10 protein-coding genes are annotated in these 14,319 nt (G+C 66.4%); 5 read left to right on the plus strand and 5 right to left on the minus strand.

The genetic code is table 11. The annotated features are described in order from the left end of the window. Window positions 1-70 precede the first annotated feature (70 nt). The 3 genes from CA951_RS06785 to CA951_RS06800 all read right to left on the minus strand — a co-directional run bounded on the left by CA951_RS06785 (window position 71) and on the right by CA951_RS06800 (window position 4,889). Window positions 71-1,543 carry an aldehyde dehydrogenase family protein gene (locus CA951_RS06785; RefSeq protein ID WP_087556124.1) on the minus strand — a complete coding sequence of 491 codons (1,473 nt, stop codon included), beginning with the start codon at window positions 1,541-1,543 and terminating at the stop codon, window positions 71-73. A 1,648-nt stretch (window positions 1,544-3,191) separates the two neighbouring features. Further along, on the minus strand, window positions 3,192-3,476 hold the full coding sequence (locus CA951_RS06795; protein WP_087556125.1) for a YciI family protein: 285 nt from the start codon (window positions 3,474-3,476) through the stop codon (window positions 3,192-3,194). A 312-nt stretch (window positions 3,477-3,788) separates the two neighbouring features. Then, complete coding sequence (locus tag CA951_RS06800) at window positions 3,789-4,889, minus strand: M48 family metallopeptidase (RefSeq protein ID WP_087556126.1); 1,101 nt, start codon at window positions 4,887-4,889, stop codon at window positions 3,789-3,791. A gap of 335 nt (window positions 4,890-5,224) precedes the next feature. On the opposite strand from CA951_RS06800, the gene CA951_RS06810 reads away from it, so the two are divergent. Both CA951_RS06810 and CA951_RS06815 read left to right on the plus strand, forming a co-directional pair. Next, window positions 5,225-7,567: a pyruvate dehydrogenase gene (locus tag CA951_RS06810; protein WP_256973383.1), complete on the plus strand. Its 2,343-nt coding sequence runs from the start codon at window positions 5,225-5,227 to the stop codon at window positions 7,565-7,567. Window positions 7,568-7,584: 17 nt separating this feature from the next. After that, window positions 7,585-8,757, plus strand: coding sequence for an FAD-binding oxidoreductase (locus CA951_RS06815; protein ID WP_179220132.1), 1,173 nt, complete (start codon window positions 7,585-7,587; stop codon window positions 8,755-8,757). 75 nt (window positions 8,758-8,832) lie between these two features. Here CA951_RS06815 and CA951_RS06820 read toward each other — a convergent pair whose 3' ends face one another. Then, window positions 8,833-10,083: a LuxR C-terminal-related transcriptional regulator gene (locus tag CA951_RS06820; protein ID WP_087556378.1), complete on the minus strand. Its 1,251-nt coding sequence runs from the start codon at window positions 10,081-10,083 to the stop codon at window positions 8,833-8,835. Between the two features lie 191 nt (window positions 10,084-10,274). Here CA951_RS06820 and hxlB point away from each other — a divergent pair, with 191 nt between their 5' ends. Then, window positions 10,275-10,856: a 6-phospho-3-hexuloisomerase gene (gene hxlB, locus CA951_RS06825; protein ID WP_087556129.1), complete on the plus strand. Its 582-nt coding sequence runs from the start codon at window positions 10,275-10,277 to the stop codon at window positions 10,854-10,856. Between the two features lie 46 nt (window positions 10,857-10,902). After that, the gene (hxlA, locus tag CA951_RS06830; RefSeq protein WP_087556130.1) at window positions 10,903-11,532 is read left to right on the plus strand and encodes a 3-hexulose-6-phosphate synthase; all 630 of its coding nucleotides are present in this window, start codon (window positions 10,903-10,905) and stop codon (window positions 11,530-11,532) included. Between the two features lie 139 nt (window positions 11,533-11,671). Here hxlA and zwf read toward each other — a convergent pair whose 3' ends face one another. Continuing rightward, window positions 11,672-13,216 (minus strand): glucose-6-phosphate dehydrogenase, encoded by a 1,545-nt coding sequence (gene zwf / locus CA951_RS06835; protein ID WP_256973384.1) that lies wholly within the window; start codon window positions 13,214-13,216, stop codon window positions 11,672-11,674. A gap of 197 nt (window positions 13,217-13,413) precedes the next feature. Between zwf and gnd the strand changes: the two genes are divergently transcribed. After that, window positions 13,414-14,319: a phosphogluconate dehydrogenase (NAD(+)-dependent, decarboxylating) gene (gene gnd / locus CA951_RS06840; RefSeq protein WP_256973385.1), complete on the plus strand. Its 906-nt coding sequence runs from the start codon at window positions 13,414-13,416 to the stop codon at window positions 14,317-14,319.

Genomic DNA, 14,319 nt, shown 5'->3' on the forward strand with positions numbered 1-14,319 from the left:
GGTTTGTTGATTGCGCTCTGTGTCGCAGACTGTGATGAGCTGATTACGGGAAGGCCGTCCGGCCTGGCTTCTAGGTCCAGCGGACATACGCGGTCTTGGTGGTTGTGAAGAAGGTACGTGCGGCCTTTCCCTGTTCTCTGCTCATGCTGCTCGAGCCTTTGAGCCCCCCGAACGGCACATGTGGCTCGACACTGCTGGTCTCGCGATTGATGTGCACCAACCCCGATTGTGTGCGCCGGATGAAGGTCATCGCGGTCGCGATGTCTCTGGTGAACACTCCGGAGGACAGGCCGTAGTCCGTGTCGTTCGCGACCTTCAGCGCATCATCGAATCCGTCGACTTCCTGCACGGTCACGACTGGTCCGAAGATCTCCTCCCGGACGAGCCTGCTCTTCTCCGACACTCCGGTCAGGATGGTGGGTGCGATATAGCAAGTGTCGGAATCGAACTCCCTGCCCGTCAGGAACTCGGCGTTCTCGTCGCGGGCGAGTTGCAGGTATCCGGCCACCGTGTCCCGTTGCTCCACCGAGGCCAGTGGGCCGATGTCGGTGGCTTCGTCGTACGGATCACCGACGACGAGCGCATCGGCGTGCTTCACCAGCAGTTCCCGCAGCCTGGGAGCGACGGTGCGGTCCGCGTAGACCCGGCTCGTCGCTGTGCAGCGCTGTCCCGCGTGGAGCATCGCGCTCTTCACGATCTGCAGCGCTGCATCCTCGACATCGGCGTCGGCAAGAACAATGGACGGGTTCTTGCCGCCCAGCTCGAGCTGGACCTTGACGTTGCGATCGCCGACAGCCTGACGGAGTCGCGACCCCACCGCACCCGAACCGGTGAAGGTCAAGGCTGCGAGTTGCGCGTTCCCGGTGAATGCCGCCGAAAGCTTTCTACCGCTGCCCGTCACCAGATTGAGGACCCCCGCTGGCAACCCGGCTTCTGCGAGAATCCGCGTCAGGAACACGGCGGATCCGCAGGCCGGCTCGGCGGGCTTCCACACAACTGCGTTCCCGAAACCTATTGCCGCCGCGATCTTCCACGTCGGAAGCGCGAAGGGGAAGTTCCACGGTGTGATTGCACAAACGACACCGAGCGGCTCCTCTACCGTCATCAGCATCGTGTGTGAATCAGCACTGGGGTATGTCTCTCCACTGGGCTGCAGGACCTCACCCGCGTAGTAGCGGAGAATGGCGACACTTCGCAGGACCTCGGCGCGTGCGTCGCGGATCGCCTTCCCCATGTCCGCGGTGATCGTCAGGGCAGCCTCGTGCACACGGCTTTCCAAAAGGTCAGCGGCAGAACGAAGAAAATCCGACCGCTGAATAGCTGTCGTCTCGGACCACGCTTTTTGGGCACCGGTGGCGGCCGCATACCCAGCCTCGACATCGTTGGGAGTCGCCGAAGCGTAGATTCCCGTCACGCGGCGCAGATCGGAGGGATCGACACGCTCGAAAGTGTCGGTGGCGGTGCTCCATCGACCTGCGATGTACAACGTTCTCCCGTCGGCGATCGACGACGACAACGCTGGGTGGTCCAAGTTCACGGACATTCTTGTTCCCCTATCTGTGTAGGCGCAGAAATGGGTGGAAGTTTCACCACTCGGCGCGGAGATGATGAATGGCATAACCCGTGCGCAATGCGGCAGACGTGCCGGTACGAAAATCCTCTCGGCGTATCCGTAGTCCGTACTTGTAGCCCGGGTGGGTCGATGTCGGACGTTCCGTGCTCAGGACAGCAGCGCGACGGCAGACGAACTAACTGGAACAACTTGCTTGCTCGTTCTCAAAAGACCTGCACTATACATACTTTGAAGTCTCTCGGGAATTGAACTCGCTGACGCCTGGCACCTTTGGTCGGCACCCAGACTGACGCCGTCCGCCCACCGACTCTTGACGAGATCCGCAACCCGTTCGCAAATCCAGTTGCGGTATAGAGGGGCATCGAATCGTCGCGAGGGCGCGATAGCCAGCTGGCCGTCGAACGTCCCGACCACCTTCCAGCCCGATTCACCCATGACTCCTCATGCCCAAAGTGACCTGAAACACCTTGCAGGGCAAGCATGGCACCCGCACCCTGAAAACACAATAGGAGATTTATTTACGTATATAAGCAATTTGGCTGGTGTCCAGTGGGAGATGCGCGACAAAACCTGGCGGGATCGAGGAGGTGGGCGGCGTAGATGTTGATTTCGCCATCCGATCCTGGAGTCGATGGCCCAGGCCGGCACCGACCTAGCCCTGTCCAGCATCTCGCCGGCACCCCCGCGCTCCACACACGACGTGCTCCTGGGCAGAGGCGGGCCAAACTATCTTGCCCGCAAAGACTTCGAAACCCAGCCTTCGCGAGCAGGCATGACCGTCGCCCCCGGTCCCGGCGTCATTTCTTGCGCGAGAAGGGTACGGGGTTGGCAGCTGCGGCTGTGGCTGGACTACAGCACAAGTCGAGAGCGCTGGTAGAGTCACATCCTTCGCGCCGCACCTGTGGCAGTGGGAATCCCTTCATAGGGGGAAGATGACTTTACTGCCGCGGCTTGAACTCACTGTTCACCTACTCCACGGATCTGGAGCCGGTCGCCAAAGTGATCGACATCGTCGGCCCGTGCTTGAACCCACCGACAGCGCGAATTGTGTTGTGCGTGAACGAAAAGTTGCAGATTCAGGCTCAAGACCGGATCGCACCGGTGCTGTCGATGCGGATCGGCTCGCTCGGGAGGCCACCCACGACTACGCCCGACACGGCACCTCCACCCTGTTCGGCGCCTGGATATCGCCACCGGCAAGGTCACCGGGCTGCGCATACCGCGTCATCGCCCTCAGGAGTTCCTCATCTTCCTCAAACACCTCACTCGCGCCTACCCGGAGCGAGAGCTGCATCTGGTGATGGACAACGCCACCCACAAAAGTGGCCGAAGTCCGGGTGTGGCGGGCGGACGGTCCTCGTGTTCATGTGCATCCCACGCCCACCTCGGATCATGGATGAACCTTGTGGCGGTGTGGTTCGGAATAATCGAACGGCGGGCCATCCACCACGGACCTTCGCCTCCATCAAGGAGCTGACCACAAAGATCCGCGGTCATCAGCGGATGGAACACCCGCTGCGCGCCGTTCGTCTGAACCAACACCGCCAAGCGTACTTACCAAGGCGCAGCGTGAAGATACTTCAATCACGAGCCAGGGGACCGGCGTTCCGCATTGTCGTTAGACGCCGACGAGAGGGCCTATGACCGGATTCCATTGGTAGATGTGCTGCTCTACGACGACGCCCTGCTTGACGTAAGGATCCTCCGCAAGCAGAGAACGCAAGGCGTCATCGCTGACCGCTTGGAATACCAGTAGGGCTCCGGCGCCGTCAGCCCAGGCGCCGGCCTCCTGCAGCACGCCTCGGGCAGCGGCATCCTTGACGAAAGTCAAGTGTTCGGCATGCGCTGCCTCTTTGACCGAGGCATCGGTGGTATACGACCAGATCACAGCGAACAAGGCCATGGTTACTCCTCAAAGGGGAATGAAACATGAAACGGCTCCGAATATGCACATGAAGTGCGCACTCGAGAAGGTTAGAAGTACGGATGAGGTGACTCGTGTCCTATTTCGCAACAGTGGTGGTGTGGGATCTGCGGGAACGGCGCGGGACGTTCCGGTTCACCGGCCGACTGCGGTCGGTCACCTACACCCCCCCGACCGGTGCGGGTGCCCGAACCGGTCATCCAGGAGGTCGAGGAGCTGGCGGAAGCGATGGCCGACTGACCGGGTAGGCCGGGCGCGCGCTGCTGCGCCCGGCCTACCGTCGGCTGCCGGTCAGTTGTCGGAGTCGGAACCGGTCGGGTCGTCGGCGTCCTTCTTGCCGTCGGAGTTCCGGCGCCAGTGGGTGAACCGATCCTTGATGTCGGCCGCGACGTCGCCGACACCGTTGCCGACGGCGTCGACGGTGGTGCCCAGTCCGCTGCCGATCTCACGAAGCATGCGGATCAGCGGGTCGTTGGAGGCGTCGAAATTCTGTTTGTACGTCTTCGCGGCCTTGCGGAACTCTTCGCTGATCTTGGCGTCGTCGTCCTCGTGGCGGCGCGGGAACTCCCCGCGCAGGATTGCCGCGTAGGCGCCGCTGTCCACCCACTTCTTCAACTCGGCGGCGCGCAGCACCGAGAACGGGTGGGCGAGCAGTTCGATGTTGAGGAGCTTGAGGACGCCGTCGCGGAGGTCGCCGCTGGCGTCGTACTCGGCGGCCTGGGCCAGGAACGCGTCGGTGTCGATCTCACTCACCCGCGAACCACCGGCCAGCTTCAGCTGCACGCGGAGGGCGGTGTGGACGTCCTGCCCGCACAGCAATCCCGCACGGTCGCCGGACAATTCGGACTTGCGCTGCCATTCCATGAGCGCGGCGATGATCGCGCGCAGCGCCCACCCGCCGATGGGCATCCAGCCGATCGTCCCCGCCAGCCGCATCAGATGCATGAGGATCGTGCGATACACCGCGTGCCCGGACAGCGCGTGACCGAGTTCGTGACCGATGACGAACCGCTGCTCTTCGTAGTTCATCACGTCGAGCAACCCGGTGGTGACGACGATGAACGGCCGGTCCATGCCGATGGTGAACGCATTCACCACCGGGGTCTGCAGCACGAACAGCTCGGGGGTTTCGTCGGCGCCGAGGATCCGCACGCAGTCGCTGCGGAGGTCGTGGAGATCGCTGAACTGCCGTTCGTCGACGCGCACCGACGTGGCCAGGTACATCAGCCGGTGCTGACGCTCCTGCAGCAGACCCGAGATGGTCCGGAAGACGGTGTCGAACCCCTTCAGCGTGCGAAGGGTGACGAGCGCCGCCCGGTCCGCCGGGTGCTCCCACGCCCGCGAACTGATCTCCGGGAACGCCGTGCGAACGCGGTCTGGTGTGGTGGTCAAATCGATCCCCCTGAGTTGGTGTGCGCGGTGCGGAGCCCTCCCGGTCAGGGTAGCGCCGGGCGGTAGCGACGGCGGTCGTGCTGGTCATTCTGCCAACCGCCGACCGCGGCGTCCGCGCGGTGAACGCGCAGGATGCTCAAACTTGATCACCGGTATTGCTCAAAGTGCGTTCCGATGGTCGACTGTTGTGAGAGATCTGCACACAGGACCTCGAAGATGCGGTGAGGCCGGTTCCCACAGGTCCGCCTGCCCGTCACCGCCGATCCGCCTCGCTCACGAACTGGGCCGAGGAGGATCGGATTCGGTGCCAGGAACTCACAGGCAAGGACGAAACCATGAACGACGCCCGCACGATCGATGCCCACACGAACCAACTCGCCCCGCGCTCGATCACTCCGGAAGCACTCGTCGAGATCGAGCGTCGGGTGTTGTGGTTGGCGACGTCGATGATCCACCACGCCAACCGGGTTCGCCCGAATCCGACGGGGTTGAAGGTCGGTGGGCATCAGGCGTCGTGTGCGTCGATCGCGACGATCATGACGTCGCTGTGGTTCGAGCAGTTGCGGCCCGGCGACCGGGTGTCGGTCAAACCCCATGCCTCGCCGGTGCTGCACTCCATCAACTACCTGCTGGGGGAGTTGGACGAAAAGTACCTGACGACGTTGCGGGAGTTCGGCGGCCTGCAGTCCTACCCCAGCCGGGCGAAAGATCCGGATCCGGTGGACTATTCGACCGGGTCCGTCGGGATCGGTGCGACCGCCCCGATCTGGGGTGCCATCGCCCGCCGCTACGTCGACACCACCATCGGCGGCGCCGGCACGGGCCGGCAGTACTCCCTCGTCGGCGACGCGGAACTGGACGAGGGCGCGGTATGGGAGGCGATCCTCGACACCTCCGTCGCCGAACTCGGCGAGATCGTGTGGATCGTCGACCTGAACCGGCAGTCCCTGGACCGGGTGGTCCCGAACATCGCCGCCGGCCGGCTCGAGGCGATGTTCTCCGCCGCCGGCTGGCAGGTGATCACCGTGAAGTTCGGGACCCTGCTCGAGTCGCTGTTCACCCGGGCCGGTGGTCCGGCGCTGCGGACCCGGATCCTGGACATGCCCAACCCCGAGTACCAGCGGCTGCTGCGCTGCGGCGCCGAGGAACTGCGTCGTCGTTTGCCCGGCGACGGCCCCGACGCTTCGGCGATCGAGGCTCTGATCGCCGAGTTGGACGACGACACCCTGCTGCGGGCGATCCGCAACCTCGGCGGCCACGACCTCGACGCCCTCCGGGCGGCGTACGCCCGGATCGACGACACCCGACCGACGGTGATCATCGCCTACACCATCAAGGGCCGCGGCCTGCCCACCCAGGGGCACCCGCAGAACCACTCGTCGCTGCTGACCGTGGAGCAATACCAGCAGTTGGCGGCCGAACTGGGAATGGACCCGAACGATCCGTGGGCGCGGTTCGCCGCCGATAGTGTGCCCGGCCGGGTGTGCGCGGCCACCGCGGAGACGTTGACGCGCAAGAAGGTCGAACTCGCCACCCCGCCGGTCGTCCCCACCGACATCGGCCGCACCCCGTCCGGGACGTCGACGACCCAGGCGGCGCTGGGGCGGGCGTTGCTGGATCTGTCGCGGGAGGCTCCGGACGCGGCGAAGCGGGTGGTCACGGTCAGCCCCGACGTGTCCTCGACCACGAACCTGGCAGGGTGGTTGAACAAGGTGGGGGTGTGGTCACCGAACGAGCGGCGCAACTGGTTCGACGACGACGCCGAGACGATCATGCACTGGCGGGAAAAGCCGACCGGGCAGCACATGGAACTCGGGATCGCGGAAACCAACCTGGTCGGGTTGATGGGGGAGCTCGGTGCCACGTGGAGTCGGTGGGGGCAGCCGTTGTTCCCGATCGGGGTGATGTACGACCCGTTCGTCGAACGGGCCCTTGAGCCGTGGTCGTACGGGATCTATGCGGGTGGGCAGTCGATTCTGGTCGGCACCCCCTCGGGGGTCACCCTGGCCGCCGAGGGTGGGGCGCATCAGTCGATCAAGACCCCCTCGATCGGGCTCGAGCAGCCCGGGTGTGTGAGTTTCGAGCCGGCGTTCGCGATCGACACCGAATGGGCCCTGTTCGACAGCATGTCCCGGCTGGGCCGCCCCGATGGGTCGTCGTCGTATCTGCGGCTCTCGACCCGGCCGGTGGATCAGACCCTCGCTGCGGTGCCCGCTGATCCGGCGGCGCGGGAGCGTCGCCGCCGGCAGGTGGTGGCCGGGGCGTACACGTTGCGGCACACCGAGAAGCCGGTGGTGACGTTGGTGGGGATGGGTGCGGTGATCACCGAAACCCTCGCCGCCGCAGAACGGTTGGCCGAGCAGGGCATTGCCGCGGATGTGGTGTGTGTGACCAGTGCGGGGTTGTTGTTCGAGGCGGTGCAGGCGCGGCGTGGTCTGACCGAGGGGTCGTCGTGGATTCTGGATCAAGTGTTCCCCGCGAACCGGGCGGCGCCGATGGTGACCGTCCTGGACGGGCACCCGCACACTTTGGCGTTCCTGACCGGCATCAACCAGGTGGCCGGGGCGGCGCTGGGGGTCAGCAGATTCGGGCAGGTCGGGTCCCTCGACGAGGTGTACCGGTATCACGGTATCGACACCGACAGCATCGTCCGCGCCGCCCTCGACCTTACCGACTGAAAGCTGCCGTGTCCGTCGTGGATTCACGGTGTGCGTGGGACGACGACCCGATCGTGGCGGCGTGGGCCGGGTTGCCGCGGTTGGAATCACGCGTGACCGCGGATGCGTGCGTCGTCGGGCTCGGCGGTTCCGGTCTCGCCGCTGTCGAGGAACTGGCGGCCCGCGGGCTCACGGTCGTCGGCCTCGATTCCGGTCGCGTTGCCTCGGGCGCGGCCGGACGGAACGGCGGATTCCTGCTGGGTGGACCGGCGGCATTCCTGCATTCGGCCGTCGCCGAGTGGGGTGCGGCGTCGGTGGATCTGTATCGGGCGACGCTCGCCGAACTCGACCACCTCACCGACGTGCTGGGTGCGGACGTGATCGCGCGGACCGGGTCGATTCGGCTGGCCGGACTTCCCGGCGATCCCGTAGGCGATGCCGAAGCCGCCGAGCGGGCAGCAGAATTGGAGGACTGCGACAAGCTCGCACAGGCACTGCGGGGCAATGCCATAGCCGTCGAAACCTACGAGGGGGAACTGGGGCAGGGGATATTTCTGCCCGACGACGCGGCGACGAATCCGTCGCGCCGAGCATTGGGTCTCGCGTCGATCCTGCGGAATTCGGCCAGTCTGTACGAGAATTCGCCGGTCACCTCACTCGAGCACGGAGTCGTGCACACGTCGCACGGCACGGTGAGCGCACCGGTGATTCTGGTAGCCGTGGACGGGAGGCTCGAGCAGGTACTTCCGGAACTGGCCGGCCGAGTCCGCACCGCGCGACTGCAGATGCTCGGCACCGCACCCGGACTGCCGCCGCGGCTGCCGTGCCCGGTGTATGGGCGGTGGGGATACGACTACGCCCAGCAATCCGCTGACGGCCGACTGCTTGTCGGCGGTGGCCGCGACCTGTTCGCCGACGCGGAGTGGACGTCCGACACGGAGCCGACCCGGCCGGTGCAGTCCCACATCGAGAGGGTGGCCGAACGGATGGCCGGGCGGCCGGTGTCGGTGACACGGCGATGGGCGGCGTCCGTTGGCTTCACTCCCGACGGTCGTCCCGTGTGCTGCGAGGTGCGGCCCGGCATCTTCGCGGTCGGAGGGTACAACGGAACCGGCAACCTGGTCGGGCCCGTCGCCGCCCGGGCGGCGGTCGCACTGGCGCTGGACGGAACCCTGCCGCCGAGCTATCTGGCTGCGTCGGTGGCCAACTGAACCCGACGCCTCTGCTACCCACCGGGCTCGCCGCGCTGGTCGACACCCTCACCGCGATCAACGCCGATGCGTCGCCTAGTGGCGCGAGACGGTGACCTTCGTTGTTTCGGGTGAGATTCCGGCGCGGATTCCGATCGCACCGGCCTCGCCGCGGTTGGTGACGTCGAGTTTCTGCAGCACGCTGGCGACGTGGAACTTGACCGTGCTCTCGCTGATGCCCAGTTCGGAGGCGATGGCCTTGTTGCGTTTGCCGACCGTCAGGTGCGCGAGGACCTCGAGCTCCCGGGGATTGAGCGTGGACAACAGGTGCTCGTCCGGGCGCGCGGCCGGGGGATCCAGCGGGATCACGAGCGATACCCGACTGCCCCACCCGGCGATGCTCTCGATGTCGACGCGCCCGCGCAGGGTGTGTAGTCGTCCGGCCAGTTGCCTGGTGAGGGCTCTGCCGTCGATCGCTCCGGAGCCCTGATCGCGGACTTCGAGCAGCACGTTGTCGCCGTCGCAGTCCCACGCGACCCGTAGCCGGGCCAGCACCGGTTGCGCCCCGAACGCCAGGACGATGGTGCGGACCATCGCCCTGGCCGCATGCGCAATCTCGCCCGGAAGCGGTCGCCCGTCTGCCGGGGGCTCGACGTAGTCGATCTCGACCTCGCAATGCCGCAGCAGAGGACGTAGTTCTCCCTGTAGCCGGGCGAACGCGGTGGTCACAGCCTCCTCGGAGAGGGCGCGGTCGGCATCGCCCGCCGACCGCAGCGCGATCAACGCGGCCGACGCCGTCTCACTCGCGGTGATGCGGGAGCGGCGATCGTCGAGGTCGTTCGAGCGCAGTGTCCCCAGGATCGAGGACAGGGTGGCGTCGTGAATTTCGGTGAGTTCGGCGATGGTGCGGGCCCGTTCACTGGACGCGGCGCGGGACTCGGCGAGGTAGTCGGGACTGGCCTGCGCGACCTGCTGACGGATCGAGGTGGCGACGATCCCGAACAGGGCCACGAGCAGGTCCGGGTCGGGCGGTTCCGGTTGCCCCCGCTTGGGCACGACGACCAGCAGGGTGTCGGTGGCATCGCGCACCACCCAGAGCGGACGGCGGGCCCCTCCGAGAATGTGGACCCCGTCGACAACCGTGCCGAGGTCGGTGGACTTCTTGAGGGCATCGAGTTCGTCGATGGTGACGCGGTCGACGATCTCTCGGTTCCCGGCGACCTTCCGTGGTCGCCCGGTGCACTCACATGTGAAGATCACCAGCGCCTCGTGCGACCACAGTGAGGTCAGATACCGGGAGAAGCGCGCCGCGATGTCCGGCAGCGGGCCCGCGATCACCGCGCGCATGTCCGCCCACGACTGCGCTTGCTTCCGATCGGTGTCCTCGACGCTTACCACGGGATCCACCGTAGGGCCGATCGGTGTGCGGCGGCACTGGCCATCCGGCCAGCGCGCACTCGTCGAGCGACCGGGTGCCGTCGGGGTGCGGGCTCGGCAATCTTGTCTCCACGACCGGACCCGTTATACCGAGGAGGATCATGACCGTCACCATCGAAGGCACTCGAACACGGTTCGACGATGGGCGTCGCATCGTGCTGGACGAGAACGAACGGCTGCTCAATTCCGTTGCCGCCGAACAGTGGGACCGTGCCGGTGCGCTGATCACCTCCGCCCGCGCGGTGTTCGTGATCGGCAACGGACGCAGCGGACTGGCCGTGCAGATGGCCGCGATGCGCCTGATGCACCTCGGCCTGCGCGTCCACGTGGCCGGTGAGGTCACCGCCCCCGCCGTCGGACCGGGCGACGTCCTGATCGCCGTGTCGGGGTCCGGGACCACCGCCTCGGTCATCGGGGCCGCCGACACCGCCCGGAAGGTCGGCGCCTCCGTCGTCGCGGTCACCACCGCCGCCGAGTCGCCGCTCGCGCAGCGGGCCGACGAGATCCTCGTGCTCCCGGCAGCCGACAAGCAGGACCACAGCGCCGCCATCACCGCGCAGTACGCGGGCAGCCTGTTCGAGCAGTCCGTCCTCCTCGCCTTCGACGCGCTGTTCCAGGCGCTGTGGTCGCACGCGGACCAGACCGCCGAACGGCTGTGGGAACGCCACGCCAACATCGGCTGAGCCGGCACCACCCCTGAACCCCCAAAGTAAGAAACAGGAGAAATACATGACGAAGCTGCAGGTTGCAGTCGACCTTCTCACCACCGCCGATGCGCTGGCCCTGACCAACAAGGTCGCCCCGTACGTCGACATCATCGAACTGGGCACCCCGCTGATCAAGAGCGCAGGCCTCAGTGCCATCAGCGCGATCAAGGCAGCGCACCCCGACAAGGAGGTCTTCGCCGACCTCAAGACCGCCGACGCCGGCTTCCTCGAGGCCGACCTCGCGTTCTCCGCCGGTGCCGACCTGGTCACCGTCCTCGGTGCCGCCGGTGACGCCACCATCAAGGGTGCCGTCGAGGCCGGTCAGAAGCACGGCAAGAAGGTTGTCGCCGACCTGATCGGTGTCGAGAACCGTGTCGAGCGGGCCCGCGAGATCGCCAAGCTCGGTGTCGCGTTCGTCGAGATCCACGCCGGTCTCGACGAGCAGGCCCAGCCCGGCTACTCCATCCAGACCCTGCTCGACGACGGCAAGATCGCCGGCGTCCCGTTCTCGGTCGCCGGTGGCGTCAAGATCGACACCATCAAGGCCGTGCGCGATGCAGGTGCGGACGTCGCCGTCGCCGGTGGCGCCATCTACAGCGCCGCCGACCCGGCCGCTGCAGCGAAGGCCCTCAAGGACGCACTCACCAAGTAGCCTACCGGCACCCGGAACACCCTGAGCAGGATCGCTGCTCAGGGTATTTCGTGTGTCCGGGAACGACAAAGACAGGTGAGTGGCAAAGCGTGCCGGGGCACACTTTGCCACTCACGTGGGGCGCACGGTGCGCTGAAAACTAGAGCGTGCGCCACACCCGGCCGGAGCGGCTCAGGATGTCGTCGGCGGAAGCGGGGCCCGAGGAGCCCGCCGGGTAGGTGTCCGGCCGGCCGTGCGTGGCCCAGTGCTGCAGGAGGGGGTCGATGATTCGCCAGGAGTGCTCGACTTCCGCGCGGCGGGGGAACAGTGTTCCGTCCCCGCGGAGGACGTCACCGATCAGCCGCTCGTACGCCTCCGGCGCCGGGTCGAACACCGATCGGAAGTCCATGCCCAAGCTCACCGGCTGGATCTGCATGCCACCGCCCGGGCGCTTGGCGCCGATGTGCAATTCGATCCCGTCGTCGGGTTGGACGCGGAAGACCAGAACGTTCGAGACCCCGGCGGCGCGGGCCGCGGGCGACCCGTGAGCGGGCGGTGTGAACGTGACCGCGATCTCGGTGGTCCTGCGCGCCAGCCGTTTTCCGGTGCGGATGTAGAACGGCACCCCCGCCCAGCGGCGGGTGGTGATCCCGACGGTCAGGGCGGCGAAGGTCTCGGTCGCCGAGTCGGCAGGGAACCCGTCCTCCTCCGTCAGACCCGGAACCAGAACGTCGTCGTCGATGCCGGGCCCGTACTGGCCGCGAGCCGACGTCTGATCCAACGGGCCGAGTAGTTCGGTGGCGGACAGAATCTTGACCTTCTCGGCGGCAATGCTGTCGGCGTCGAAGCCGACCGGTTCCTCCATCGCGATCAACGCCAGCAGCTGGAGCAGGTGGTTCTGGATGACGTCGCGGGCGGCGCCGACGCCGTCGTAATAGCCGGCCCGCCCGGTCACCCCGACACTCTCGGCCATCGTGATCTGCACGTGGTCGATGTGCCGGTTGTTCCACAGCGGTTCGAACATCCCGTTCGCGAACCGCAGCGCGAGGATGTTCTGTACCGTTTCCTTGCCCAGATAATGGTCGATGCGGTAGATCGACGACGGCGGAAAATATTGGGCCAGTACGACCTCGAGCGCCCGGGAGCTCGGCAGGTCGTGACCGAACGGCTTCTCGACCACCACCCGTCGCCACCCACGTGCGGGACGGTTCAGTCCGACCACCGCGAGCTGGCCGCACACGGTGGCGAACGCGGACGGCGGGACCGACAGGTAAAAGACGTAATTGTCCGGCTTGCCGCGGCGCTGATCGAGGACGGCCAACAGCGAAGCCAGCCGCGTGAATGCGCCCGGATCGTCGAACGACCCCTCGACCAGATGGATCCGCTGCGTCAGGGCCTGCCAGACCACGGGGTCGAACGGGCGCCGCGCGTGCGCGATCACCGACTCCCGCAACACCGGCTCGCTCCGCGAGGTGTCGCGGGCGAATCCGACGAGATCGAACCCGGTGGGTAGCTGACCACAATGAGCGAGATCGTAGATGGCGGGAACCAGTTTCTTGCGGGCCAGATCACCGGTGATGCCGAAGATCACCAACGAAGACAAGTCGGCCACCGGGCCGATGTCACCGATCACCAGTTCCCCGCCGACGAGGCCACCGACCTCGCTCGAGAGCGGGACGCTCTGCTGCACTTCAGACACGGTCACATCTGCTGCACTCCGTACATTCGCTCCTCGACAGGCGCATTCAGACAATGCGTCGGCTATCAGTGTGGGAGCGGTGAGCGGCGAAAGCACTTGGCCGGGTGACCAGTAGCGGCTCCCCATCCGGTCAGGTGAACCGGGCATCGCGCGGCACTACACATAGAGCAGGAACTCGACGGATCGACGGCGAAAGTGAAACGGTGACGATGAAACTCGGTTTGGTAGGGCTCGGTCGGATGGGATCGAACATGCGCGAGCGTCTGCGTGAGAAGGGGCACGACGTCCTCGGCTACGATGCGAATCCCGACGTCAGCGACGTCCGCAGCCTCGAGGCGCTCGTCGAGGCCCTTCCCGCACCCCGGGCCGTGTGGGTGATGGTGCCCGCCGGCGCGCCCACCCGCCAGGTGATCGAGCACCTCTCCCGGCTCCTCGCCCCCGGCGACGTGGTCGTCGACGGCGGCAACTCCCGGTTCACCGACGACAAGGTGAACGCAGCCCTGCTCGCCGAATACGACGTCCGCTACGTCGACTGCGGCGTCTCCGGCGGCGTCTGGGGACGTCGGAACGGGTACGCCCTCATGGCTGGTGGTCAAGAAGACGACATCACAAGGCTGCTACCGATTTTCGACGCCCTCCGTCCCGAAGGGGACCGTGCGGACTCGTTCGTCCATGCCGGCGGCATCGGCGCCGGGCACTACGCGAAGATGGTGCACAACGGGATCGAATACGGGCTCATGCAGGCGTACGCCGAAGGCTACGAACTCCTCGCGGCCGAAGAATCCATCGCCGACGTCCCGGCGGTGCTGCGGGCCTGGTCGCAGGGCACCGTGGTGCGCTCCTGGCTGCTGGACCTCCTCGTCCAGGCCCTGTCCGAAGACCCGGGGCTGGGCTCGATCTCCGGGTACACCGAGGACTCGGGTGAAGGCCGGTGGACAATCGAGGAAGCGATCGCCCACGCCGTCCCCGCCCCCGTGATCACCGCGGCACTGTTCGCCCGGTTCGCGTCCCGGCAGGACGACTCCCCGGCGATGAAGGCAGTCTCCGCGCTGCGCCGGCAGTTCGGTGGGCACGCCGTCCGCAGCGCCGAGCCTGTCGAGGTCGCGTAA

Origin of the sequence: Rhodococcus sp. NCIMB 12038 (assembly GCF_002165735.1) — a bacterium.
Lineage (GTDB): Bacteria > Actinomycetota > Actinomycetes > Mycobacteriales > Mycobacteriaceae > Rhodococcus_F.